24 protein-coding genes are annotated in these 25,418 nt (G+C 66.4%); 18 read left to right on the forward strand and 6 right to left on the reverse strand.

The genetic code is table 11. The features are described from left to right. Positions 1 to 120: 120 nt before the first annotated feature. Entirely contained in the window at positions 121 to 555 is a 435-nt protein-coding gene (locus AC3IS2_RS06335) for a CBS domain-containing protein (protein WP_489148883.1), read from the forward strand. Between the two features lie 53 nt (positions 556 to 608). Here the strand turns inward: AC3IS2_RS06335 and AC3IS2_RS06340 are convergent, their stop codons facing one another. Further along, positions 609 to 1,817, reverse strand: coding sequence for an MFS transporter (locus AC3IS2_RS06340; RefSeq protein ID WP_489199802.1), 1,209 nt, complete (start codon positions 1,815 to 1,817; stop codon positions 609 to 611). 292 nt (positions 1,818 to 2,109) lie between these two features. Here AC3IS2_RS06340 and AC3IS2_RS06345 point away from each other — a divergent pair, with 292 nt between their 5' ends. From AC3IS2_RS06345 to AC3IS2_RS06355, 3 genes are all read left to right on the forward strand, one after another. Next, positions 2,110 to 2,778 carry a methyltransferase family protein gene (locus AC3IS2_RS06345; protein WP_489199803.1) on the forward strand — a complete coding sequence of 223 codons (669 nt, stop codon included), beginning with the start codon at positions 2,110 to 2,112 and terminating at the stop codon, positions 2,776 to 2,778. A gap of 9 nt (positions 2,779 to 2,787) precedes the next feature. Beyond that, complete coding sequence (locus AC3IS2_RS06350) at positions 2,788 to 2,937, forward strand: hypothetical protein (RefSeq protein ID WP_489199804.1); 150 nt, start codon at positions 2,788 to 2,790, stop codon at positions 2,935 to 2,937. Positions 2,938 to 3,063: 126 nt separating this feature from the next. Beyond that, positions 3,064 to 3,204, forward strand: a complete 141-nt coding sequence (locus AC3IS2_RS06355) for a hypothetical protein (RefSeq protein ID WP_489199805.1) — start codon at positions 3,064 to 3,066, stop codon at positions 3,202 to 3,204. 273 nt (positions 3,205 to 3,477) lie between these two features. Here AC3IS2_RS06355 and AC3IS2_RS06360 read toward each other — a convergent pair whose 3' ends face one another. The 3 genes from AC3IS2_RS06360 to AC3IS2_RS06370 all read right to left on the reverse strand — a co-directional run bounded on the left by AC3IS2_RS06360 (position 3,478) and on the right by AC3IS2_RS06370 (position 4,427). Continuing rightward, positions 3,478 to 3,966, reverse strand: a complete 489-nt coding sequence (locus AC3IS2_RS06360) for a DUF411 domain-containing protein (RefSeq protein WP_489199806.1) — start codon at positions 3,964 to 3,966, stop codon at positions 3,478 to 3,480. Between the two features lie 2 nt (positions 3,967 to 3,968). After that, the gene (locus tag AC3IS2_RS06365) at positions 3,969 to 4,160 is read right to left on the reverse strand and encodes a heavy-metal-associated domain-containing protein (protein WP_489199807.1); all 192 of its coding nucleotides are present in this window, start codon (positions 4,158 to 4,160) and stop codon (positions 3,969 to 3,971) included. Positions 4,161 to 4,301: 141 nt separating this feature from the next. Continuing rightward, positions 4,302 to 4,427 (reverse strand): hypothetical protein, encoded by a 126-nt coding sequence (locus AC3IS2_RS06370; RefSeq protein WP_489199808.1) that lies wholly within the window; start codon positions 4,425 to 4,427, stop codon positions 4,302 to 4,304. Positions 4,428 to 4,577: 150 nt separating this feature from the next. On the opposite strand from AC3IS2_RS06370, the gene AC3IS2_RS06375 reads away from it, so the two are divergent. From AC3IS2_RS06375 to AC3IS2_RS06385, 3 genes are all read left to right on the forward strand, one after another. Then, entirely contained in the window at positions 4,578 to 4,706 is a 129-nt protein-coding gene (locus tag AC3IS2_RS06375) for a hypothetical protein (protein WP_489200109.1), read from the forward strand. A 199-nt stretch (positions 4,707 to 4,905) separates the two neighbouring features. Next, positions 4,906 to 6,702 carry a copper resistance system multicopper oxidase gene (locus AC3IS2_RS06380; protein ID WP_489199809.1) on the forward strand — a complete coding sequence of 599 codons (1,797 nt, stop codon included), beginning with the start codon at positions 4,906 to 4,908 and terminating at the stop codon, positions 6,700 to 6,702. Next, positions 6,699 to 8,255 (forward strand): copper resistance protein B, encoded by a 1,557-nt coding sequence (locus AC3IS2_RS06385; protein ID WP_489199810.1) that lies wholly within the window; start codon positions 6,699 to 6,701, stop codon positions 8,253 to 8,255. Before AC3IS2_RS06380 ends, AC3IS2_RS06385 begins: the two co-directional genes overlap by 4 nt. Positions 8,256 to 8,332: 77 nt before the next feature. On the opposite strand, the gene AC3IS2_RS06390 is transcribed toward AC3IS2_RS06385, so the two are convergent. Then, entirely contained in the window at positions 8,333 to 9,334 is a 1,002-nt protein-coding gene (locus AC3IS2_RS06390) for a hypothetical protein (RefSeq protein ID WP_489199811.1), read from the reverse strand. Between the two features lie 352 nt (positions 9,335 to 9,686). Between AC3IS2_RS06390 and radC the strand changes: the two genes are divergently transcribed. The 11 genes from radC (at position 9,687) to AC3IS2_RS06445 (ending at position 23,155) form a co-directional block, all read left to right on the forward strand. Then, entirely contained in the window at positions 9,687 to 10,358 is a 672-nt protein-coding gene (radC, locus tag AC3IS2_RS06395) for a RadC family protein (RefSeq protein WP_489199812.1), read from the forward strand. A 7-nt stretch (positions 10,359 to 10,365) separates the two neighbouring features. Beyond that, entirely contained in the window at positions 10,366 to 11,268 is a 903-nt protein-coding gene (locus AC3IS2_RS06400) for a toprim domain-containing protein (protein ID WP_489199813.1), read from the forward strand. Positions 11,269 to 11,319: 51 nt separating this feature from the next. Further along, positions 11,320 to 13,383 (forward strand): ParB/RepB/Spo0J family partition protein, encoded by a 2,064-nt coding sequence (locus tag AC3IS2_RS06405; RefSeq protein WP_489199814.1) that lies wholly within the window; start codon positions 11,320 to 11,322, stop codon positions 13,381 to 13,383. Between the two features lie 155 nt (positions 13,384 to 13,538). Beyond that, a complete protein-coding gene (locus tag AC3IS2_RS06410; protein WP_489199815.1) occupies positions 13,539 to 17,801 on the forward strand; it encodes a strawberry notch-like NTP hydrolase domain-containing protein in 4,263 nt (1,420 codons plus the stop codon). Positions 17,802 to 17,923: 122 nt separating this feature from the next. Beyond that, a complete protein-coding gene (locus tag AC3IS2_RS06415) occupies positions 17,924 to 18,334 on the forward strand; it encodes a single-stranded DNA-binding protein (protein ID WP_489199816.1) in 411 nt (136 codons plus the stop codon). Positions 18,335 to 18,363: 29 nt separating this feature from the next. Further along, positions 18,364 to 18,798: a single-stranded DNA-binding protein gene (locus AC3IS2_RS06420; RefSeq protein WP_489199817.1), complete on the forward strand. Its 435-nt coding sequence runs from the start codon at positions 18,364 to 18,366 to the stop codon at positions 18,796 to 18,798. Positions 18,799 to 18,870: 72 nt separating this feature from the next. Continuing rightward, positions 18,871 to 19,341: a DUF6878 family protein gene (locus AC3IS2_RS06425; RefSeq protein ID WP_489199818.1), complete on the forward strand. Its 471-nt coding sequence runs from the start codon at positions 18,871 to 18,873 to the stop codon at positions 19,339 to 19,341. Positions 19,342 to 19,348: 7 nt separating this feature from the next. Beyond that, positions 19,349 to 19,711, forward strand: a complete 363-nt coding sequence (locus AC3IS2_RS06430; RefSeq protein WP_489199819.1) for a DUF6915 family protein — start codon at positions 19,349 to 19,351, stop codon at positions 19,709 to 19,711. Between the two features lie 117 nt (positions 19,712 to 19,828). Next, positions 19,829 to 20,332: a GcrA family cell cycle regulator gene (locus AC3IS2_RS06435; protein WP_489199820.1), complete on the forward strand. Its 504-nt coding sequence runs from the start codon at positions 19,829 to 19,831 to the stop codon at positions 20,330 to 20,332. Between the two features lie 304 nt (positions 20,333 to 20,636). Then, the gene (locus AC3IS2_RS06440) at positions 20,637 to 21,584 is read left to right on the forward strand and encodes a DUF2493 domain-containing protein (RefSeq protein WP_489199821.1); all 948 of its coding nucleotides are present in this window, start codon (positions 20,637 to 20,639) and stop codon (positions 21,582 to 21,584) included. A gap of 329 nt (positions 21,585 to 21,913) precedes the next feature. Beyond that, a complete protein-coding gene (locus AC3IS2_RS06445; protein WP_489199822.1) occupies positions 21,914 to 23,155 on the forward strand; it encodes a DUF3363 domain-containing protein in 1,242 nt (413 codons plus the stop codon). A 92-nt stretch (positions 23,156 to 23,247) separates the two neighbouring features. Here the strand turns inward: AC3IS2_RS06445 and AC3IS2_RS06450 are convergent, their stop codons facing one another. Next, the gene (locus AC3IS2_RS06450; RefSeq protein ID WP_489199823.1) at positions 23,248 to 25,269 is read right to left on the reverse strand and encodes an ATP-binding protein; all 2,022 of its coding nucleotides are present in this window, start codon (positions 25,267 to 25,269) and stop codon (positions 23,248 to 23,250) included. Positions 25,270 to 25,418: the final 149 nt, after the last annotated feature.

A 25,418-nucleotide genomic window follows, 5' to 3' on the forward strand; every position in this document is an offset into this window, starting at 1 on the left:
GACGCCTTCCCCGGCACGGATAGATCGGGACTGCCCCAGCGGACAGCCTTGACCCAGGAATGATGTCCTTCGCGTTTGGCGTCCGTTCCAGAGACAAGGCGATTGGCAAGGAACAGGATGATGAAGGTCAACGAATGCATGAGCACGGACGTGCAGGTCTGCTCGCCCGGCGACTCCATCGGCGACGCTGCGCGGATGATGAAGAAGATCGACGCCGGTTTCCTGCCGGTCGGCGAGAATGACCGGTTGGTCGGGATGATCACTGATCGCGATCTGGCGGTTCGCGCGGTCGCGGAAGACCGAGGTCCGAAAACGCCTGTACGCGATATCATGAGCGCCGAGGTCCTTTACTGCTTCGATGATGAGAGCCTTGACGACGTCGCCTCCCAGATGGGAGCTCAGCAAGTCCGCCGGCTCCCGGTCCTTAGTCGGAGCAAGCGGCTGGTGGGGATCATATCCCTTGGCGACATCAGCCAGGTCGGTGGAAATGGTTCACAGGCAGCTGCGGCGCTTGCGGGAGTAACCGAACCGAGCGCTCGTCATAGTCAGCATTGAGGCTCCATGCCTGGTCGTTCTTTTGTGATGAGACGAGCGACCTGGATTGATGCCTATCCGCGGGCGTTAGGCTTGCCCGGTCTCCCTCGCATATAAAGCAGCGCCAAGCCGATCATGGCGACGATGCTGAAGGCGGCGCCTGATAGAAAGGCGGCTTGCGGTCCCGCCAGAGACCAGAGCCCGCCCGCCAGGGTGCTCGCCGCCAGCAAGGCGGCGCCGGTCGCGAGATTGAAGACGCCGAAGGCGGTTCCCCGCAATCGAGCGGGGGCCGTGTCGGCGATCAAGGCGGCCAGCAGACCTTGAGTCATGCCCATATGGAGCCCCCAGAGGACCACCCCGATCAGCACGCCCCCGATCGAGGGGGCGAAGGCCAGGACGATGTCGGCCAGCACCAGAACGCCCAGCCCCAAGGCCAGCAGGATTCTCCGATCGAGATGGTCGGACAAGGCTCCGACAGGCGCTGCGACAGCAGCGTAGACCACGTTCATCACGATCATCACCGCTGGAACCAGGGCGATGGCGAGGCCGACGTCCTGAGCCCTCAGGACCAGGAAGGCTTCGCTGAACCGGGCCATGGTGAACACGACGCCGACAGCGACGATCGACCAGAAGGGCCGTCCCATGGCCTTGACCTCGCTCCATCGGATGGGCGCGCGCGCGGTCCTGGCTTCGCCATGCTTCTTCGGTTCCTCGACGCCGAGAACGAGCAGAAGCACCGCGATGACGGCGGGGACGACGGCCCAGGCGAACACGGCCCGAATGTCGCCTGCCAGGGCCAGCATGAGCAGGATGGCGATCATGGGACCCATGAAGGCGCCGATCGTGTCCAGCGACTGACGAAGCCCGAACGCAGCGCCCCGGTTCCCGGGCTCCGTGATGTCGGCGACGAGCGCATCACGCGGCGCGCCTCTCAGACCCTTGCCGATCCGATCGACGAAACGGGCGCCCAGCACCTCGAACGGCGTCACGGCCAGGGGAAAGAAAGGCTTGGACACGGCGCCGAGACCATAGCCGAGAACGGCCAGAAGTTTCCGTTTGCCCAGCCGGTCGCTGAGCCAGCCCGAGAAGACCTTGGTGATGGACGCGCCGGCTTCGGATACGCCCTCGACCACGCCGACCAGGGCGACGCTGGCGCCCAGGGTGGTGACAAGGAAGATGGGCAGCAGGCTGTGAATCATCTCCGAGGAGATGTCCATGAACATGGATACGAACCCCAGGGCCCAGACGCCGCGCGGGACCGCTCGCAAGCCTCGACCGATCATCAACCTTCCTCCTGCCGTCGAAGGGTCCGTCAAACCCGAGCGTCGTCACGGATTCCGTGCTCCGACACTATCGTGCGGCGCAAAGCGCGTCCTCTGGATACGACGTGAGGCGCGAGCCCGTCCTCGAGAATCGACGGTTCTGGCGGCGCCGCAATTGGGCCGGTCGCTGCCGTTGGACCGCGATGTCTGCAAGGGGCGGTCAGCGGAACGATGGCGCCTTGGACGGGTTCCTGAAGCTAACCATTAGCGATCTGGCGCGAGCTGGCGGCTGAGCGGGCCTGAGCAGGAAGGCATGCTGATGCATGACCGCACCTATTGGGGAGCAGCGGCGATATCGATCGCCGTCATCTCCTGGATTCTCTACCGCTATCTGGCCCCCCGGACATGGCGAGAATGGACGCGCGCCGGCGTCCTGCAAGCCTTCCTCATGGCCTTCTACGCCGAGATGTACGGGTTTCCGCTCACGCTCTACGTGATCACCCGCGTCTTCGGTCTCGACGCGGGAAGTGGGCTTTGGCGCGGAAATCTGTGGGTCTACCTGACCGGTATTCCCGAGATCATGTACGTGTCGATGGTCGTGGGATACGGCGTGGCGGCCTTCGGGCTCATGCTGGTCATAATCGCCTGGCGGCAACTGCATTCGGGGGCGAGGGAAGGCCGGCTCGTTACGCAGGGCGCATACGCCTATATGCGGCACCCGCAATACACCGGACTTTTCCTGGCGATTCTGGGCGAAGGGGTGATCCACTGGCCCACCATCTTCTCTCTCGCGGCCTTTCCGGTGATTGTCATCGCCTACGCATGGCTCGCCAGGAGCGAGGAACGACAACTGCTCAGCCAGTACGGCGAAGCCTACAGGCGATACTGCAGCCAGACCCCGATGTTCATTCCAAGGCGTGCGGCATGGGGTTCGCTGGTGCGGTGGGTCGCATCACCCAGGTCGGGAGGAAGATCTGTCTAGGAGCCTGTCATGGATCAGAACTTCGTCATAACCATCGTCGCTATGTTGCTGTTTATCTGCTGCGTGGCGCCCATGATCATGAAGGCGCGCCGCCGGCGGAAGACGGACGCTCCGAAGCGTGACAACGACACCGACTTCGGCGCGAACCGCAAAAAATAGGTCGACTTGGCCAATCAGCGAACTTGCATGCCGACTCAAATGCTCACCGGCTCCCAAACCGGACCCGGGGGTCTTGGAACCCTTACGCTCGCCTGGGATTGCGAATTGAATGTCAGGACGCGCACAATGATGAACGGCATGAATATGATGAGCGGCATGGGCGGCATGATGATGCTGGCGATGGGCCTCCAATGGCTCCTCGCCGTCGTGCTGGCTGTGCTAGGGATCGCGGCGTTGGTGAAATACCTGCGAACGCCCTCGAAATAGGTCTGGCTGCGGTCGAGCTGTCGTTCTCGTCCCTGACCGCAGCGAGCCGCCTACACATTGGATGTCGCGTCTTGTTGCCGTTGGGCCAGTCGGGCTTTGCAGGCCTCGCGGTCGAATGTCGCGGAGGAGGGCGATGCGTTCGGCGACATAGGCCAGTTCCACCGCGTTGCAGGTCATCGCCGTGTCGCCCGGGCGGCGAACCGGTCAGCGACTGAGGATATGAAAAGGCCCCGTCGACAAGCTTTGGGCGCGAGCTGACGGGGCCTTGTGCTTTTAGCGACGAACCGGGTTCGCGCCTTCAAAGGTCATGAAGGGGGCGGGGGCGCCGCTGCCAAAGCGCATGACGTCATAGCGTTCGGGGGCGTAGCCGGGGGCCTCCATGCCGGGCGAGCCGGTCGGCATGCCGCCCACGCCGATGCCGCGCGAGGCTCCGGGGGCCTTGAGGAAGGCGTTGACGGCGGCGGCGGGGACGTGGCCCTCGATCACCTTGCCGTCGACGACGGCCGTGTGGCAGGCCCACAGGGACTCGGGCACGCCGAGGCGGGTCTTCACCGGGGCCAGGTCGTCGGTCGGAACGACGCGGATGGCGTAGCCGGCCTTGCGCATATGCTCGACCCAGCCGCCGCAGCAGCCGCAGGAATCGCTCTTGTAGACGGTCATGTCCGAGGCCTGGGCCACGGTGGGCAGGCCGTTCAGGAGGAAGCCCGCGCCGCCCAGGATGGCGACGCCGGCGGCGAGAGCGGAAAGCTTGAGCTTGTTCATGATCAGGCAGCCTCGGCCGGATAGCCGGCGTCTGCAAGCGCGGCCATTAGGGTTCTAGGGTCGGCGCTGGTCGTCACCTCGACGCGGCGGGCCTCGATGTCGGCGGTGATCTGGGCCGAGGCGTCGACGGAATAAATGGCCTTCTCGACGCCGGCGACGCAGCCGCCGCAGCGGATCTTGGGAATGTGGAGCACCTGTAGATCGGTAACTCCGGGGCCGTGAGCGGACATGGGCGGACCTTACAACATTTGACGCCTGTCGGTTCTAATCCTTCCCCTTATGGGAAGGTCAACGGCCGGAACCATGATTTTTCGGGTTGGGTGGCTGAGCGACCTTCATGCGCCGGGCGCCGAGGGATCCGGATAGTCGACAGGCAGGAGGCGCGCCGTGAACAAGGGGCAATACCGCTCATTCGGGATCGAGTTGGTCACGCCCATGGCGATCCTCACGCTCTGGTTCATGGGATCCATGTATCCGTCGCGTTAGCTGAATCTGGTGATCGTCGGCGAGGCCGCCGCAGTGTTCGACCTGGCTTTCGTCGGCATGCGGACCAGGCGGGGGTGGGCGCCAGGGAGTTCCTCCGCTCCATGATCCCCCACCATTCCGGCGCGATGCTGGCGTGCGAGCAGGCCTCGATGCGCGATCGGGATATCCTGGTCCTGTGCGACCAGATCGTGCGGGCGCAGGACGATGAGGTCGTCTGGATGCAGGTGATCCTGACGCGGCTCGACGCCAGATAAGCGCGACGTCTCTTTGGAAGGATTTGCCGCCACTTCGCCTGAAATGCGACCTCTTGGCCGCTTACTGGCCCGCGCACGCTTGTGTGGCGACCTGTCGCAAGGGGAAACGGCTAGCGGGTGCGTAGTACCCAGTGAAGCTCGCTTCGAAGTCGTCGGCGGCGAGCCGCATTCAAGAAGGATGATCCATCATATGTCGAGCATGGCTCTCGATCGCAGATCCCTGTTGCGGGGCGCCGCCGCCAGCGGCGGATTACTGGGCCTCTCCGGCCTGATGCCGGCCTGGGCCCAAACGGGGTCCCCTGGTCTGCGCGCCGATCTGCCGACGCTGACGGGACCCAACATCGACCTGACCGTCGGAGACGCCAGCTTTACCGTCGGCGGACGCACGGGCCACGCCTTCATGATCAACGGCCTGTTGCCCGCTCCCCTGCTGCGGATGCGCGAGGGCCAGAATGTGCGTCTTTCGGTGACCAACCATCTGGACGAGGACACCTCGATCCACTGGCACGGCCTGCTGTTGCCGTTCCAGATGGACGGCGTGCCGGGCGTCAGCTTCCCCGGCATCAAGCCGCGCGAGACCTTTGTCTATGAGTTCCCGCTCAAACAGTCGGGCACCTACTGGTATCACAGCCATTCGGGCCTGCAGGAGGCCATGGGCCACTACGGCCCCATCGTCATCGACCCGGCGGGCGTGGACCCGGTCGGTTATGACCGCGAGCACGTCCTGGTTCTGTCGGACTGGAGCTTCCTGCATCCGCACGAAATCCTGGCCAAACTGAAGAAGAGCCCCGGCTACTTCAACATGCAGAAGACCACGCTGGCGGGCCTGCTGGACGGGTCGGACGGGATGGATCTGGCCGAGCGCCGGATGTGGGGCGGGATGCGGATGGATCCGCGCGACATCCTCGACGTCAACGGCACGACCTATACCTATCTGATCAACGGCCACGGCCCGCAGGAGAACTGGACCGGCCTGTTCCGCCCCGGCGAGCGGGTGCGTCTGCGCGTCATCAACGCCTCGGCCATGTCGATCTTCAACGTCCGTATCCCCGGTCTGGCCATGACCGTGGTTCAGGCCGACGGCGAGCACGTCCGCCCGGTAGAGACCGACGAGTTCCAGATCTCGGTCGCCGAGACCTATGACGTCATCGTCCGTCCGACCGAGGACCGGGCCTATACCATCGTCTCCGAGGCCATCGACCGTTCGGGCATGGGCCGCGCGACCCTGGCCCCGCGTATGGGCATGACCGCCGAGGTTCCGCCGCTGCGCAAGGTGCCGAACCTGACCATGGCCGACATGGGGATGGGCGGGATGGCCGGCATGGCCGGCATGGATCACGGCTCGATGGCCGGGATGGATCACTCGGCTCATGGAGCAGCGGGGGCCGCCGCCGCCGGGGCCACAGGCGCCGCCGCGCCGATGGATCACGGCGCCATGAGCATGCGCGACCCGAACAAGGCCCCCGCCGACATGGCGGTCGGCGTCGGGGTGGACGCCATCGCGCCTATGCCCGCCAACCGTCTGGGCGAGCGGCCGCAGGGTCTACAGGACGTCGATCACCGGGTGCTGGTCTATACCGACCTGCGCTCACTGGAGCCGAACAAGGACTCGCGCCCGCCGTCGCGCTCGATGGAAATCCACCTGACCGGCAATATGGAACGGTTCATGTGGGGCTTTGACGGGCGCAAGTTCTCGGAGCTGGTCGAGCCGATCCGTTTCGAGCTGAACGAGCGGGTGCGCGTCACCCTGGTCAACGACACCATGATGGCCCACCCCATCCACCTGCACGGCCACTTCTTCCAGCTGGTCAACGGCCACGACGGGCATCAGCCGCTGAAGCACACCGTCAATGTGGCCCCGGGCTCGAAAGTGACCTTCGACCTGACCGCCGATGCGCCCGGCGACTGGGCCTTCCACTGCCACCTGCTGATGCACATGCATGCGGGGATGTTCAACGTCGTCACGGTTCGTCCGCTGGAAGGAGCCGCCCGATGAGCCGCGCCCTGTTCGCCGCCGTCGCGGTTCTGCCCCTGATGCTGGCCGCCGGTTCCGCCGTCGCCCAGAGCCACGGGGGCCATGGCGGTCACGGTGCCCATGCTGCGCCCGCCCGTCCTTCTCCAGCGCGTCCGCCGCAAGCCCGCCCGGCGCCCAAGCCCAAGCCGCGTGCTGCCGCGCCTCAGCCGCGCCGCGCTACGCCGCTGGCCCAGGCGCCTGTCGCCGACCCGCACGCGGGCCACGACATGAGTGGTATGCAGGCGGCCCCGGCTCCGGCGTCTGCCGCTGACCCGCATGCCGGCCATGACATGAGCGGGATGCAGACGACGCCTGCCGCCGATCCTCATGCGGGTCACGACATGGGCTCGGCTGCTGCGACGGTTCCAGCGACGACGCAGCAACCGACAACCAAGACCTGTGCCTGCCCGAAATGCGCAGAGCAGGGCGCGGCCCACGACTGCCCCATGCATGACAAGCCGGCGGCAGACCCCCACGCGGGTCATGACATGGGCGCCGCTCCGGCGGCTGCGACCGACCCGCATGCCGGGCATGACATGAGCGGTATGCAGACGGCCCCCGCCGCCGACCCTCATGCCGGTCACACCATGGCTCCGGCGGCTGATCCCCACGCTGGTCACGATATGAGCGCCATGCAGGCACCCGCCGCCGATCCCCATGCGGGTCACAACATGGGTGCTGCCCCGGCGGCCGCGGCTGATCCTCACGCAGGGCATGACATGTCGGCCATGGCGGGCGGCGCGCCCAACATCCCGACCAGCGTGGACGCCGTCGGCGGCCGCATGGTCGAGACGCCGCCGCCCGCCGCCGCCCGCGCTGCGCCCGCCCATGCGGCGGACCTGCTGTTCGACCCGGCCGTCATGGCGGCGTCGAGAAAGCAGCTGCTGGTCGAGAACGGCGACGTGCGCACCACGGCGGTGCTGATCGACTCCATCGAGGCCAGCTTCGGCGACGGCGAGGAAGGCTACAGCTGGAACGCGCAGGGCTGGACCGGCGGCGACATCAACCGCTTCTGGTGGAAGACCGAGGGCGAGGGCGCCTTCGACGGCAAGCTGCACGACGCCGAGGTTCAGGCCCTCTACAGTCGCGCCGTCGCGCCCTTCTGGGACGTTCAGGCCGGGGTGCGGCAGGACTTCCGACCAGACGGCGACGACACCACCCACCTGACGGTCGGGGTTCAGGGCGTGGCGCCCTACTGGTTCGAGATGAGCGCCGCCGCCTTCCTGTCGACCGAGGGCGACCTGACCGCCCGCGCCGAGGCGGAGTACGACCAGCGCATCACCCAGAGATGGATCCTGCAGCCCGCGATCGAGGCAGCCTTCTCGGCCAGCGACATTCCCGAGCTGGAGATCGGTTCGGGCCTGACCTCGGTCACGGCGGGGCTGCGTCTGCGCTACGAAATCCGCAAGGAGTTCGCCCCCTATGTCGGGGTCGAGTGGAGCCGCTCGTTCGGCGACACCGCCGACTACGCCAAGGCGCGCGGTGACGACGTGGATGCGACGCGTCTGGTCGTCGGGATCAAGGCCTGGTTCTGAGGTCAGCTCACCTCGAACCGGCGGTGATCGTTGATCGCCGCCGGTTCGGACCCCGGAGAAATAGTCGATATGCGATTCTACGTACTCAACCGTTTGTAGCTTGAGAGGGCCACCGGGGCTCTTTGCAAGGTTTGGGCGGTTTCCTTGGCGACGCCAAAGGTGGCTATGCCGGAGGCTGCGCCCTCTGGTTGCCGGAACTTAGGCCGATGCGGCGGACGCCGCCTGAACCAGAACTCGGTTTCATAAATTTCGCCAAAAAGGGTTTCGTAGCGGACCCGACCGACGACATTGAGGATCTTGTTATTGTCGAACGCGTCGCGCAGCGCTGCATAGTCAGCCTCCTTGACGCCGTAGAAGCTGAGCTCGGCACCCTGACCGCCAAGGGCTGACCATTGGATCATGGGGCGGTCCGAGAGGTCTACCGCGGACAAATCAAATGTCCTGTCGCCGGAGTCGTCTGTCGTCAGGACTTTTGTGGAGGCGCCGAACCAGCGGGCCGGCGTTTGGCCAGTGTTCTTGGCGAAGAGGGTGATGACGGGTCTGGCGCCCTTTGCACCCCAGGTCACTTCCGCGCGCTCCACATGAACATAGGCGCGCAGATCGTTCCGCATGACTTCATCTGCATGTGAAACCGCTTTCTCGGCCGCCCTCCCGGCGCGGCTCGCCGCCCAAGCCGCCCAACCGGTGAAGACCAGAGCGAACACGCTGAAGATGGCCTGGAAGAAGGCGATCCGAGTCTGCTGAAACGTCAGCCGGACGCCTTCTTCGGCGGCGTCTGTCGTGCGCGACGCTTGATTCAGGGCCTCCCTGTCGATCCGATGGCGTTCTGCGTCCGCGGCGCAAAGGTTGGTCTTTGCGAGTCTCAGGTCCGGCTTCTGAATCCGCTCGAGTTCGGCTGGACGGCAGCCAGGTCGAACCGACTCGTAATCCGTGTCCAGGTGAACGACGCCTTGGCGATCCGGCACACGAGGCGGGGCGATGGCGATGGCCCAGGACAGCCATGAGAGGAACACTAGGAAGCAGGCCCCACATACGATCATGGCAAGGGCGCGCCTCGCGCGTAAATCAGGGATAGCCAAGGGGGCCTCGACGGCAGCAGGACGATGGATGTGGGACGAGCCCCGGAGCTTGTACTCGCCGAGCGCGCGGCCAAGCCCGAATTGTGCGCCCGGACAGACTGCCGATCGACCAGCTAGCGTGGAACGCGCTTGGCTAGTCCTTGCGACATGGTTCGTCAATCGTGGTTCCGTGAATGGCGTCTCGATTTGGAGCTGGCCGGCCCGGGAGGGATTTCGTGATGGCGTCGCCTGCTGCAGTCGATCAGGGCCTGTGGGAGCGCGCAGCCGGTCGGGCTCCATGACGAAAGGTAAAAGGAAGGCGGGATTGGGTCGGCTTCCCGAGCGGAAGCGGATAGCGACAGAGGAGCTCGCCATGCGACCCATCCCTAGACCGGCCCCTTCCAACTCGCCCGAGCTCGATCCGCCGACCTTCGAAATGATGGATGAACGGACCCTCCTGGGGGTCATGCTCATGCGGATCTCGTCGTCGAAGGACCCCGACCGCGTCGCAGGGGCGTTGTTGGATCGGTTCGGCGCGCTTGCGGCCGTCGTCGCTGCGGACGCCTCCGAGCTGGCGCGCACGCCGGGCATGGCCGCTAGCGCTGTTGTGGACCTGAAACTGTTGCGACAGCTCTGCGTCCGGCTGGTCCGGTCGGAAGTGGGTGAGCGGACTTCTATCTCATCCTGGACGGCGCTTCTGGCCTATGTCCGTGTCGCGCTGGCCCATGAACCCCGAGAACAGTTTCGCGCCCTGTTCCTGGATAAGCGAAACGCCTTGCTGCGCGACGAATTCGTCGCCCACGGGACCGTGGACCATGCGCCTGTCTATCCGCGGGAAGTCATTCGCCGAGCGCTCGAACTGTCAGCTTCAGCCCTGATCCTTGTGCACAATCACCCGTCGGGGGATCCGACGCCGTCCCGACCAGACATCGAGATGACGCGCAAGATCATCGACGCCGCCGGGGTCTTTGGCCTGGAGGTCCACGATCACCTGGTCGTGGGGCGCGACGCGACCACCAGCTTCAAATCCCTCGGCCTGATGTGAGGCGGTCATGACCCTGCATGCGATTGTCCGGGCCCTTGGCGGGGACCTCTACCAGGGCGGCGCGCGCGCCAATATTCCGGCGCCGGGCCACAGCCGGCGCGACCGGTCGATCTCGCTGCTGCTGAGCCATGGACGTCTCGTCGTCCATGGCTTCGGGGGTGCGGATTGGCGCGCGGCGCTTCGGATGCTGCGTGAGCGGGGCCTGATCGACGCCGACGGGCGCGTCGCGGGCGATGGCGGCGCACCTGTCGCCACGCCGGATCGGACGTGTCGCGTCAGAACCGCGCGCGATCTCTGGGAGGGGGCGGGGGCGATCACGCCGGCGACTCTGAGCCTGGCGTATCTCAAGGGAAGGAGGGTGTTGAGCGACCCTGGGGGGATCAGCGACCTGCGCCATCACGCCTGCGCGCCGATATCGGTCTACCGCCAGCAATCGACGACACGACCCGCGCTGACAGTCGGGGTTCGGGCCCCCGGCGGGGACCTTACGGCCGTCGAATTGACCTATCTCGATCCCAATGGGCGTCGCGCGGTCGGCCTGCGCCTATCGCGCAAGACCGTCGGGCTTGTTCCCGCGGGCGCCGCCGTGCGCCTGGCGTCGGCCGCATCCGAGATGCTGGTCGCCGAAGGCGTGATCACCACCCTGTCGGCAATGGAGCGCTTCAGTCTTCCCGGCTGGGCGCTGATGTCCGCCGGTAACCTCGCGGCATGGACGCCGCCCGGCGGGGTGCGGCGCGTTCTGATCGCCGCCGACCGGGGCACCGTCGGCCAGGGCGCGGCGGAGCGTCTGCGACGGCGGCTGTCGGCGGCCGGACTGAGCGCGTGCATCCGGCTCCCTGACTTGCCGTTTGGGGACTGGAACGAGGCGGCGGCCGACGGGAGGTCGCAAAGGGAGGAGCGAGGGGGCTGAGGGGCGCCGGAGCGGCGGGGATGGGCCCGGTCGCCCGGCAGGAGAAGCTTCATGACCGATCTTGTTCCCGTCATCACCCCCGCCGTCGTCGTCGAGCGCGACGAACGCACCGTCCGTCTGGGCGACATCGGCATCGCCCGCGAGAACCTGCGCTTCAACGAGCCGCCGGACGATGACATCCCGACACTCGCGGCCACATTGAAGGCGGCAGGCCAGCTCCAGCGCCTGACCGTCCGTCCGGGACGCGGCAAAAAGGAAGAAGCCTGGATGGCGCTCGACGGCCGTCGCCGCCGTCTGGCCCTGGGACTTCTGCTTGACGCTGGCGACCTCGATGAAGACTACCCCGTCACAGTCTGTGTCGAGACCGATCCCGCCCGCCAGGCGGCGGCGGTCCTGCTCACCAACACGGCCCTGCCGGTCCATGTGGCCGACATCATCGCCGCCATCGGCCGGATGCTGAAGTCAAAGCTGACGGTCTCCTCGATCGCCCGCGCCCTCGGCTACGCCGAAATCGACATCAAGCGGCTGGGGGCCCTGGCCGACCTGCCTTCGGCGGCCCTCGTCGCGCTCAAGGCCGGACGCATGACGCTGAAACAGGCGAAGCTGCTGACCCGCCTGCCGGACAAGGCCGAGCAGGCCGAACTCGCCCAGGCGGCGCTCGACGGCCATGGTTTCCAGGACTGGCGGATCACAGAACGTCTGGACGACAGCCGGGTCACGACCCTGGATCGGCGTTGCGCCCTGGTTGATCAGGCGGCCTATGGAGAGGCTGGAGGCAGAACCGAGGTTGATCTCTTCGGCGAACTGGCGCCGGTCCTGCTCGATCCGGACATCCTCACAGCGATCTGGATGAAGCGCGCGCGCAGCATCGCCGCCGTCTTTGAGGCGGAGGGGATCGCGGTCCATGTCACTGCTGGCCCCGAGCCTGAACTACCGGGGGGCCTGGAGGCGCTCGGCTATGTCTACGGCGGCCGGTTGCCGACAGAAGAGATGGCCCGCTACCGCGCCCAGCGCGAGGTGTTCAACGAACGGACGGAGGCGGCGCGCCAGACCCTGGCTGAGGCCTCCGACCCCGAGGTCGTCGACGCCGCGATCATCGCCATGATCCGCGCCAGGGTGACCTCCGACCAGACGGGGTGTGGCGGACGCGCCGTGACGACGATGGTGATGTGGCCGGCCGCCGGCACGGGCGTTGATGTTTGCTGTTACACGCCGGAAGAGCCTGAGATCGAGGCGGCGGATGAGGTCGACCAAACCGGTACGGCGCCTCGCGTCGCAGCGTCGCCGGCCTATGTTCCGCCCGAGGTCGAGGCTCCGGAGCCTGACACGGAGGGCGTCAATCACGTCCTGCATGCCGTGCGGACCGATGTGGCGACACGGGGCCTGATCCGGGCGCTGGCTGACGACCCGGGTGCTGCGCTAACCGCCTTGATCGCGCGCCTGTTCAACGTCCTGGTGCGGGGCGCGTCCATCGCGCGCTCGGATTCGGCCTTGGCCATCCTCGCCACCGGCTTCAATCCGACGGGCGGCCGGGTGATTGAGGCTCTGGACGGGGAGGTGCGCCAGCGCCTCGATGACCGCAGGGCGGCCTGGCAGGCCTCGGGCGAAACCGTCATCGCCTGGATTCACGCCCTGCCGCACGGCGAGAAGATGGGGCTGCTGGCCGAGTTGACCGCCATCAGCCTGGATGTCCGCGAGGAGCGCACCGTCCAGATTCGCCGTAGCGCCCGCGCCGAGGCGGCCGAGCTGGCCGCGCTGTGCAACGCGGACATCACCCTGCACTGGACGCCCGACGCGCCCTTCCTCCAGCCCCATTCCAAGGGGCTGCTGATGGGCATGCTCGAGATAATGGGATCCGAAGACGAGCGCGCCAGGACGCTTAAGAAGGGTGAATTGGTCGACTGGGTGGTGGAACAGGCCGCCGCTCGGACCTGGGCGCCCGCCAGTCTGTCGTGGACGGCGTCGCCCGAGAGCGAAGGGGATGGAGGCGAGGGCGAAGACGGGGTGGTCGATGACGGGGACCCGCCCGCCTTCGATGACGTCGATGATGATGGACCCGGGGTCTTTGTCGTCACCCCGGCGGGCGAAGCGGCTCTTGATCCCGCCGCAGCCTGATCATCCGCAGGTCTGACACGCCGCTCCGGTTTCTGCCGGGGCGGCGTTTGTTGTTTTGAGACCCAGGTATCCGAAGGCGAAGGAAGGGCGAGGCGAGGCGAGCCTGGAGGACCGAGAGGGAGGCGCCCTCCGCTCTAGGCGTCGGAGCCTCGCCCATGTCCTCGACCCGTACCCTGTCCCTGTTCGGCGATCCATCCGCCGCGGACACAGCCGCCAATGTCCTCGCCGCCGCCCGGGCGCTGGCGGCGCATCTGGCGCGATCCCGTTCTCTCGACCGACGTCTGGTCGCCGCGGTCATGACCACCGCCTTCGGCGCGTCCGACGCCGAGGGCGCCTGGACCTGGCGCGACGCCTATGATGCGATCGAGGCGGCGACCGTGCTGCAGATCCGCAGGCTCGCGCCCCAGGTCGGACGTCTGGAGGACGCCCCTGCCGAGATCTCCGCTCTTCTGGCGGCTGTTTCGGCGCTTGGCCTGACCCACACGCGCCGAAGCGAGGAACAGATAGCGCTCGACCAGTTCTCGACGCCGCCTCAACTGGCTGCACTGGTTGTCCTGGCCGCCCAGGTCCGGCCCGGCGACCGGGTGCTGGAGCCTTCGGCCGGAACGGGCCTTCTCGCCGCGGTCGCCGATGCCTGCGGCGGGGTGCTGGCGCTGAACGAGATCGCGCCGGGTCGGGCCGACCTGCTGGACGGCCTGTTCCCGGCGGCGGAACGGACGCGTCATGACGGACGCCATATTCACGACCTGTCCGTCGGCGCGGGCGCCTTCGACGTCGTCGTCTCCAATCCGCCGTTCTCGGATATCGCCGACCATCTTGGGGCGAGCCTGAAGGCGCTGGCGGATAATGGTCGTCTGGCGGCGATCGTGCCGCTGACCGCCTTGACCCATGCCGGCCTGCTTCATCGCCTCAGCGAAGTCGGCGTGGTGGTGGGCCGGATCGCCCTGCCGTCGGGTTCTTTCGCCAAACATGGAACCTCGGTGGAGACAGGCCTTCTGGTCGTCGACCGAACCCTCGCCGGAGCGGACCCTGCGCCGCTTGTGAGCGCGGACGACCTGGAGGCCGCGGCGAAGATCATCGCGGCCTTGCCGTCCCGGGTCGGCGTCAGGCCCCGCCCGCGCATACAGGTGTCTCTGGACGCCCTGTTGGCGCCGCGTGAGCGGGGGCTCGCTCTGCCGTCCGGCCGTCTGGCCTTCCTCAGTGGCGCGGCGCCCTTGGCCTATGACGTCCGGTCTTGGGGCGGGGAGGGGCGGGATGTCGGCCTCTACCAGGCCCATGCTCTGGCGCGCATCGTCCTGCCCGACGCCCGGCCGCATCCGTCTCCCCTGGTCGAATCCGGTCCCATGGCCTCGGTCGCGCCGCCCGCGCCCACCTATCGACCCGTGTTGCCGCCTACGGTGCGGGACGCGGCGCGGATATCCGACGCCCAGACCGAGACCGTCATCTACGCCGGAGAGGCCCATGCGGCTCATCTGCCCGGGTGGTGGCGGCTCGACGAGGCGCCGCATCAGATGGCGCTCGTCCCCGAGGACTGCGAGGACGCCGTCCAGTTGCGGCGCGGCTTCTTCCTTGGCGACGGCACGGGGTGCGGCAAGGGGCGTCAGATCGCCGCCGTCATCGCCGACAATATGAGTCAGGGCCGGGTGCGGGCCTTGTGGTTGTCGCGGAACGACGCCCTGCTGGAAGACGCCCGGCGCGACTGGATCGCCATCGGCGGCGGGGCCCACGACATCGTGCCGCTTTCCAGTTGGAAACAGGGCGACGCCATTCGTCTCGACCATGGCGTCTTGTTCACGACCTACGCCACCCTGCGCCAGCCGGCGCGGGGCGGTCGCCAATCTCGACTGGATCAGATCGTCGCCTGGCTGGGCGCCGACTTTGACGGCGTCATCGCCTTCGACGAGGCCCACGCCATGGCCAATGCCGCCGGCGGCGGCAAGGGCGCGCGGGGCGCCAAGAAGGCCTCGATGCAGGGGATGGCGGGCCTGGCCCTGCAGAACCGGTTGCCCAACGCTCGGATCCTCTATGTCTCGGCCACGGGAGCCACGACCGCCGAAAACCTCGCCTATGCCGCCCGTCTGGGCCTGTGGGGCGGGCCGGAGGCGCCCTTCATGTCCAGGGCGGACTTCCTGGACGCCATGGACCGGGGCGGGGTGGCGGCCATGGAGCTGGTCGCGCGTGAGCTCAAGGCGCTGGGCCTCTATGTGGCGCGCAGCCTGTCGTTCGAGGGGGTTGAATATGAACCCCTCGTCCATCTGCTGACGTCCGACGATATCGCCATCTGGGATGCTTGGGCCGATGCCTTCCAACTCATTCACGCCAACCTCGCCGAGGCGCTGAAAGCCACAGGCCTCAATGACGAGGAAGGCAAGGCGAAGAGCGGTCAGGCCGCCTCGGCGGTCCACTCCGCTTTCGAGGGCGCCAAGCTACGCTTCTTCGGCCATCTGCTGGCCGGGCTGAAGGCCCCCAGTCTGGTGGCCTCTATCCGGGATGATTTCGCCAACGACCGTTCGTCCGTGGTTCAGATCGTCTCGACCAATGAGGCCGTGATGGAGCGCCGCCTGGCGTCCATCCCGCCCGAGGAATGGAACAATCTCTCGATCGACCTGACCCCGCGCGAATACGTCCTCGACTATCTGCGCGAGGCCTTTCCGATCCACCTGATGGAAGCGATCGAGGGTGAGGATGGCGCGGTGACCATGGTCCCTGTCATGAACGAAGGCCGACCCGCCGTCAGCCAGGAGGCCCTGGCCCGGCGCGAGGCCTTGATTGAACAGATGGCTTGTCTGCCCGCCGTGCCTGGCGTGCTCGACGCCCTGCTGGAGGCCTTCGGCACAGATGCGGTCGCCGAGATCACTGGACGATCACGTCGGGTCGTCGTGCGCGATGGGCGTCGCGTGGTCGAGCGGCGCGGCGCCTCCGCCGCCCGCGCCGAGACCGACGCCTTCATGGGCGCCCGCAAGCGCGTGCTGGTCTTCTCCGACGCCGGGGGGACCGGACGCAGCTATCACTCGGACCTGTCGGCGGCGAACCAGCAGCATCGTGTCCACTATCTGGTCGAGCCCGGATGGCGCGCCGACGCCGCCATCCAAGGCCTGGGGCGCAGCCATCGCACGCACCAGGCGTCGGCGCCCCTGTTCCGGCCCGTCACCACCGATATCCAGGGCGAGAAGCGGTTCACCTCCACCATCGCCCGGCGCCTGGACTCCCTGGGCGCCCTGACGCGGGGCGAGCGCCGCACTGCCGGAGCCGGCCTGTTCCGCGCCGAGGACAATCTGGAAAGCCCCTGGGCCCGCCGTGCCCTTCTCGTCTTCTACGGTGCGCTCGCCTTCGGGGAACTGGCGTCCATGACGCTCGAGACCTTCATGGAAAAGACCGGAATGAAACTCCTCGACGCCGATGGTGGATTGAAGCCCTCTGACGATCTGCCGCCGATCCATACCTTTCTGAACCGGCTCCTCGCCCTGCGCATCTGCGACCAGAACGCCCTGTTCGAGGACTTCGATCGCATCCTCTCGGGCATTCTCGAGCACGCCGCCGCCTCAGGCGATCTGGATCGGGGCCTGGAGGACATCGAGGCCGAGGAGCTCGAAGTTCTGGACCAGGAGGTCATCCGGACCGATGTTTCCACGGGCGCCGAGACCGCGCTGGTGACCTTCTCGCTCAAGGTTCGTCGCGAGATCCTGCTGTCTGGCGACGCGCTGGCCTGGGCCGACGACATCGCTCACCAACTGGTCATCAACGAGAAGTCCGGGCGGGCGGCGATCGCGGAACTGGGCCTGACAACCGCTACGGACCAGGACCGGCTGGTCGCCGCCGTGCGCCTGGTCCGACCGGATCACCGCCAGACGATGCCGGAGCAGGCGTTCAGGGAGTCGGCGTGGAAGCCGGCGACGAACGCCGACTGGCGCCCTGTGTGGGACGCAGAGGTCGCGGGAACAGATCCCTGGCGGACGCGTGAACTGACCTTGGCGACGGGACTGTTACTGCCGATCTGGGGTCGGCTGCCGACCCGGGGCTGCTCTGTCCGCAGGGTGCGCGCTCCGGATGGACGTCGCTGGCTTGGCCGGGTGCTGGACGCGGTCCAGGCCCAGGCGCTGAAAGCCACGCTTGGCCTGACGGAGATTGGCGACGCCTGGACCGACGGCGCCAAGACCGCCGCAACCCTCCTGGATCGCAGCGTCCAGCTCTCGCTGGAGGGCGGGCTCTGGCTCAGGCGGGCGCGCGTCATGGACCGCTGGCGGATCGAGGTGGTGGGCGGGCGGACCGATCGCGACGCTCTGGTGGCGCTCGGATGCTTCGTCGAGATCATCGCCTTTACGCCTCGTGTCTTCGTTCCAATCGACCAGCCCAGGGTGGTGGAGGCCGTGCTGCGCCGCCACCCGGTGCAGACCGTCGTCGACGCGGCGGCGGCTTGAGGCAGGCCGGGCGGGGCGAAGGCCCCGTCCGGTCAGGAGGAGGACGGGAGGAAGGGAGGTCTCGGTTGAAGCGGGATGAGGGAGAACGGCTCCCCGGCGCTTCGGATCAACAGGAGACTGACATGCAGACCATGGTGTTCACCGGCCGGCTCGCGGCCGACCCCCAAATCAGTCCGGATTTCGCCAAGGCGGTATTCCGGCTGCTCGAGAAACGCGGCGTGGAAGCGGGCGGCAAGGACCGCATTGTCGGCGTCAACTGCGTCAGCTGGGCCCGGGGCCTCAACGAGAAGGTCATCGCCCGCGCCCTGGCCAAGGGCTGCGAGGCCCTGGTCGTGGGGGCGTTTGTCGACACCGCCTACACGGCCAGGGACGGGACCGAACGCGCCGCCAAGGAACTGGTCGTGAACCGGCTGACCGTCCTCGACTGGGCCGGGGACAAGGCCGCGGAATCGGGCGTGCCGGGCGCGGCGGCTGCGCCCGGCGAAACCGCCGAGCCGGCGCCGCTGCGCAAGGGCCGCCGCGCGGCAGCCTGAATCATCCCCCTCATTCAAGGAGACTGACCATGCAGACCCTCGTCATCGAAGGCTATCTGGCCGCCGAACCTTCCATCCTCTCGGCTCAGGGATCCGGCCGCAAGCGTGCGAGCTTCCGCGTGCTCGAGACCACCCGCTATCGCCGCGCCGACGGCGAACCGGGCGAGCGGACGACCGGCTTCAACTGCGTCTGCTTCAACGAGGCGACGGCGGAGAACTATATCGCCCCCTATGCCCGCAAAGGCAGCCGGGTCGTCATCCAGGGCCATGTCGAGAATGACAGCTGGACCGGCAAGGATGGCGTCGAACACTTCGACCTGCGCCTGATCGTCGCCGACATCCGTTTGAAGAACCGGCGCGATCGCTCTGGAAACGACGACGCCGCGTCTGACGACGTGACGGGGTCCGGGACTGGGGTCGGGACCGCGGACGGCTACGATCTCAACGACGACATTCCCTTCTGACCGCTGACGCGGATCGATCTTTTTCGCCTGGAACGCGCGTGCGCGTTCCAGGCGGTTTTTCAGGATGTTCCCATGACCCCGAATGACCCCCTCATGATTGATGTCGCGGACGTCTTCGCCAGGCTGGCGGAGGAGCAAGGCCGGGTTTCCGTTCTGCTGGCCGAGAATAAGGCGACGCTGTTTGATCGGCTTGCGGCGGCGGGCGTCGTCCGCGTCCAGGTCGAGTTCGATGGCGGCGGCGACTCCGGGCAGATCGAATCGATCGAAGCTCAAACCGGAGACGGCGCGCCGGTCGACCTGCCCGACGACACCCTATCCCTGCACCTCTTGGATGGCCCGGACGGCGCGCCCCGTTATCAGGACCAGAGCGTCCGTGACGTTATCGAAACCCTCGCCTACGATTGTCTTTTTCAGAGCCACATCGGCTGGGAGAACAACGAGGGCGGCTATGGGACCTTCGTGTTCGATGTCGCGACCCGAGGCATCCATCTCGAGATGAACACACGGGTGACGGAAATCCACGGCTCCGAGCACAGGTTCTGAGGGGGCGATGATGGGACACTGCTATCATCACGCCCTGTCATCGGCGAAACGCTGGGGCGGGGAGGCGGATGAGTTCCTGCCTCTTCACAACTGGTTCGATGAATCCAAGGCGATCACTGCCGACTTTCGTCACCGCGCGCTTCGGCATCATGCCGAAGGCATCTTCATGCTGGAGCGCTTCTTTGGGCCCACGCTGACCCTTTCGACCGGCCGGGTCGTTCCGGTGCGTTTGATCGGCGAACAGCATGTGCGCGAGGACCTCGGCTTCATTCCGAGTTTCGCCGATTGGGCTCGGGCCATCCGCCCCTTGCCGTGGATGGGACGCGCGCAGCCGATCCATCGCGAGGTCGATCCGTTCGCTGCGACTTGATCCTCAACGACACGGCGGCCCGGATCCCCTGGTCCGGGCCGTGCTCATGCCGACGGAAGGGGAAAGGAAGGGCGGGGTCGGGCGAGCCGATCGGGCTTGCTGATCTAGAGCGTCGCCATGACCTCCGCTATCTGGACCTTTGAGAATACCCAGCGACTGATCGCCCTCTGGAAGGAGGGCCGCACGGCGGCCTGGATCGCCCGCGCGCTGGGACCCGGCGTCTCCCGCTGCGCCGTTCTGGGCAAGGTCTATCGCCTGGGCCTGGTCCGTGGACCGGAGGCCCGGCGGGGGCGTCCTGCGGGGACATCGCGCGAGAAACGGCGTCGGGGGGCGGGCGCCGCCTCGCGACCTGCGGCGCGTCCGTCCGGGCCGCCCAGGATCAGGGCGATGGGCGCGCCTTCGGCGGCGCTGATCCCGACGCCGCCCGGTCCGACGACCACCATCCTGGCGGTCGGCTTCGGCCAATGTCGCTGGCCCTACGGGCATGCCGGCGAGGCGGGGTTCGGCCTGTGTGGTCGTCCGGTTGCGCGCGGCGCCTTTTGCGCAGCCCATGCCGAGGTCGGCTATCAGAAGCGGTCCTGCACCGCCGAGAGCCTGCTGAGGATGGGCGGCTTCGAATGAGGCTCGCCGCAGCGTGCAGCGCCACGGCCGGGGGCCGTCGTCGCGGTCCAGGGCGGCCGCATGGATTGCGTGGCTGTCGGCGCGACGGCGCCGAAAGGCGTCCTCGTCCGAAGATGGACGAGGACATGCCCCCACACAACGACTTCCCATCCTGACACGTCACCCCGGCCGTCAACGGCTTCGCCGTTTCCCTCAACGGCCCTCAAGGGAGGACCGCTTCGGTGACTGCCGGGGGCCCCGACGTGGTCAGGGATGGGGTCGTTGCGCATGGGGCGCTTCGGCGATTCAGAACTGGAACGACATCATGCACAGCTCCAACCCCGCCTTCACCACGGCCTTCGCCCCGAAGTCAGTTTCCGGCTTCGACGACCTGGCCGCAGCGCTCGGCGATCAGCGACCGCAGGCCTCCGAGGAAGCCCTGGTTCAGCTCGGACGAGCGCTCATGACCGAACTTCTGGACGTGATTGCGGACACGGCGCTGGAGGACTTCCAGACGCTTCTCGGCGAAGCCCTGATCGGCGCCTTCCATTCGGCGGCCGGACGGATCGAACGGGACGCAGACCGGGCGCGCGATGTGATGCGCCGGCTCGACCGCGATTTCGACGGCTCGGAGGCTGCGGACGTGGAACTGCAGGAGGCGACCGCCAAGGCCCGGGCGGGAGATGCGGCGATGCAGGCGGCGGAGAGAATCCGAGATGCCGCCTCCGATGCCTGGACGGTGGCGAGCGGCGAGGTCTGGACGGCCTGGAGAGGCAGTCGCCGGGGCAGCTTCCTGACGGCGGCGCAGCTGGAGGCCAAACAGGCCATCCGGGCGGTTCGTGACCGGAGGGCTGGAGACCAGTATCACGCCGGACCGGTCGTGGCCTTCCGGGGCGCGCCATCGGCGGATGCGGCTGAGGACGCGGCCCGGATCTTCGACGCCCTCAACTGGGCCCTGGCGGAATGGCCGGACATGGCGCTCGCGACGACCGGGGCGAGAGGCGCCGAGAAGCTGGCAATCCGATGGGCCCAGCAGAAGGGGGTGACGCTCATCCTCGCCCGGGCGGATTTCGACGCCCACGGCAAGGCGGCGCCGTTCCGGGCCAACGATGAACTGATCGCGCTCGAGCCGACCTGCTGCCTCACGCTCGCACGGTCTCTCGACGAGGGACGGTCGGCGGACGGACGTCAGTTCGGGCCTGCGCTCAACCTCGGGCAGAAGGCGATGGAGCAGGGCGTCCGGCATCTGGCGGTTCGGTCGCGACCGCACTGAAGAGACAAGGGCGATCTGGCCCTGAACTTGACCCGCTCGGCTTCGGCCGGGCGGGTTTCTTCGTGTCGTGCAGAGGGCATGGCGGGCGCTTTGTCTGGGGGGCAGTCCTGGCGAGCTTCGTTTGCGGAGGTTTGATCGGGTGCGGGGGGAGTTGACGATGATGTCCGGGAAACTGCGAAAAGGGGCTTAGGGCAAGATAAAAGGCGGTGTTGGCTGCTTCGCCTTTTCGCTATTCTTTCGATGGGTTAGTCGATGATGGTCGGGCTCTGGATGACTTGCGGCGAGTTGTCCGGATCGGGCGGAGCGGCGGCCTATTCGGGAGGTGCGATATGCTCATCCGCGAGGCGATCGAGAACCGGTTGACGTCGGGTGCGGCGCGAGAGCTTGAGGGCGTCGAGGTACGCCTTCCCCTGTCCCTGAAGACCGACCGTGTACCGGTGCGGACGGGCATGTTCCAGCGACTGGCAGCGTCGCGACAGTTCGCCCTGGGAGATCGTGCAGGCGTGCTCAGGGCGGCGCAGGGGCGGTCGGGCAGGGCCTTCCGCATGGACGTCCGACAGCGGGTGATCGTGAAGGCCCTGGTATCGCGACACATCGGAAAGGCCGCGGCCCGGGCGGGGGCGCTGGCGGCGCACTTCGCCTATCTCGGCCGGTCGGGCGCAGGTGTCGAGGGGGCGCGTCCAGACTTCTTTGACCGTACAGACGACGGGGTGGGGGCGGCGCTCGAGACGCGGGCCTGGAGCGGGGACCGCCATCATTTCCGCTTCATCATCTCACCGGAGCACGGCGACCGGATCGCCGACCTGAGGGGCTATGTGCGCGAGGTCATGGCGCGGGTCTCGGCGGATCTCGCCGAACCGGAGCTACGCTGGGTGGCGACCTGCCACTACGACACCGACCAGCCGCACGCCCACGTCCTGGTGAGGGGGCGGCGCGCAGACGGACGGGACCTGGTCATTCCCCGTGACTACATGGGCTACGGCTTTCGGGCGCGGGCCCAGGAGGTCGCGCAGGAACGACTGGGGGATCTGTCGCGGGTCGAGGCGGAGCGAAGGGTCTGGAAGGATACCCAGGCGGATCGGTTCACTGGGCTGGACCGTCGGCTGCTGGCGGCGGCGGATGCGGGCGGCATGATCGATGACGGAGTGGGAGGAGGCGCCGCCTGGGCGGCGCTGAGCCGGGGGCGGCTCCGGCATCTGGAGGGGCTGGGGCTGGCCGTGCGGACAGGGCGACGTTACCGGCTCGATCCGGAGATGGAGATGAAGCTGCGAACGCTTCAGGTGCGGCGGGACATCATCAGGACGATGAACCAGCGTCGGCTGGAGGGGGCGCGGGAAGTGCGGCTGTTGGGGCGCGAGAAGGTGGCAGGGGTGGTGGTGAAGGCGGGGTTCCACGATGAGGCGGGTGCTGCGCCTTTCGTGGTGGTGCGGGATGCTCAGGGGGTGGAGCACTATGGGCGGCTGAAGGTGGGAGGGCAGGCGTTGGCGGTTGGGGAGGCGATGGCGCTGTCGCCTGTGGGGCAGGGGATGGCGGTGGCGGTGAAAGAAAAGGAGATGGGCCTCCATCTTTGAAGATCTGCCCCTTTCAGGCGCGGCAGGGGGTGCCTACCGGAAGCCGCGTCGAAGAGCGCACCCCTGGGTGCGAGAATGGCACCCAGGAGGAGTCAGTCTGTGCCAAAGAAGCTCTTTCCGGATATGCCTGCTGAGTCGAAGAAGGCTTGGTTTCGCGCACGGGCGTCAGCCAGCAATGCGTCCCATCCCACCAATTCGATTGTGCCCCGGAACCCGTTGTCGGGCCTATATATGCGACCTCGACCGTCGGGTGTGCGCTGCCAAGAATAGGTCCATTCATCGAGTTTGCCGACGATGTCGGCAATGATGAAGCAGTGAAATATCGTCTGGTCGTTGAGCTGGACAGGGCGACCCTTCACGTCGGACAGGCCTCCTCCCTGGAGGCGGCGGATATAACGTTCGACTTGAAGTTGGGGGTTCTCGTCATCGGCATACGCCGTCCGGCCCGGCCGTTTGAACTCTACCAGCAGAACTTTGGAGGCGCTGTCTGTCTGTCGCAGTCCATGGACGTAATCAAAAATGAGGACGTCAGGCCGTTCATCGCTCTCGACGGCCTTCGCCAACGTATTGAAATCGACATCGGAGCTGAAGTAGCGCGCGAACGTCAGTCGTTCATCGACGATCCAGAGGTCGTGTGATGCCGAAGCTTCGACCTTTCTTCCATCCCCCCCTTCGATCGTGTTGACCCGGACGGGGCAGATGAATGAGTGGAGAATGTCCTCGCGCTGATAGGCGCTGTCGCGAGTGTCGTCTCGGACCTTCTCCAGCAGGATTTCTATGAAGTCGAGGACGACTTTACGACGGACGACATACTCCGCCAGGCTTTTCCTTTCGGCGTCCTCAATCGCGAGGCTAGCTTCCGAAATCGCATCCGCGAAAGTGGACGGATCTGCGTTGTCGCCCTTCAATCGCGTCAGAACGGCCCTGATCTTCTCGGCCTGTCGGGCATCACGCCGGAATCGCTCGCGCGAGAGATGGCCGTAGATGGCGTCGTTGCTTAGTTCCCCGGATGGCAATTTGGCCTGCAACTCGTCGGTATCGCCGAAGGCCACTGAGGGATAAGATTCCGTGATCTTTTCGATTATTTCCCGTTGGGATCCGCGCAGTCGGGCCAGTGGCTCTGCAAGGAACGCCTCAATATACGGCGCGCACACATCGTTGATGATCCGTTCGATAACCGCGTCCTCAAAGAGGAAGGCCGTACGCTCCTGATTGACTTGGCTGTCGAGGTATTGACCGGTCAGAATGCCGTGGAAGACGCGATCGTTTTCCGGCCCGAAGGTTTTTAGCCCCAACTTGCCGTCGATGGACTGAGAGTGGACAGTCCGGTCATGGGCGATGAAGTGGATGAAATGGGATCCCTTCAAGTCCGCGCTCGCGCTTTTGTCGCACTCCATCATTGTCAGTCTGAGGACGCCGTAGGCTTCCGTTGTGATCTCAATCTCGGGCTCGCGCCGGTGCACGATCTTGTCGATGTCGCCCGGATAGTTCCGCGTCTCGTCCCCGACGATGACCTGGATGTTCGGGCAGCGATTACCGATGAAAGTAGGCAGGAAGTGCGAGGTAAGGTGCTGAAAGACGAAGCTTCCGCGTCCCGGAAATTTCGCCTCGTATCCGTTGTCCCGGAGGCCTGTGAACCGAACATGAAATGACGTGCCCTGCGCATCTGGCGCGGGCAGGAGGGTCTCATTCTGTATCTGATCATCAACGGCTAGGACGAAATCGAATTTTCGGCGGGTCAGTCCGCTGGGACCGTCGAACACACTTTCGACCTTGATGCTGTCGAAGCAGTCGAACCAAAGCAGGCGGCCGACGCCTTTGCCGCCGATCTGGATTTTGTTGTCGGTATCCGTGGTGGTGAAGGCGTCCCAGTTCTTCTCATTGAGGCCGAGGCCGTTGTCCTCCACCGTGGCCCAAACATCTGTCTTCTTTCGATCTGTTGCCACTGTCACGACCACTCGGCCTTGATCACTGACATCATCAGGAAAACGAGCTTGGGTAGAATGAATGGCGTTGCTGATCGCTTCGAATAGCGGTTGCATGGCTCCCGCGACATTTGTCGGCTTGGGCAGTCGTTCGATTCGCTTGACGAGGTTCGGGCGTAGCGACGTCATTTGGTTCCATCCAGCCTGCGACACCCCTAGACTGGGACCCGCACGAAGCCAAGGCTCAGCTTGGGCGATGGGTAGTGGCAAGCTCTGTCCGGTAGGGAGAAGTGCTAGGCAGAGACCTCACAAGCGGGGTCACAATCAATTCCGGATTC

The sequence above is a fragment of the Brevundimonas sp. KH_025 genome, assembly GCF_057839885.1.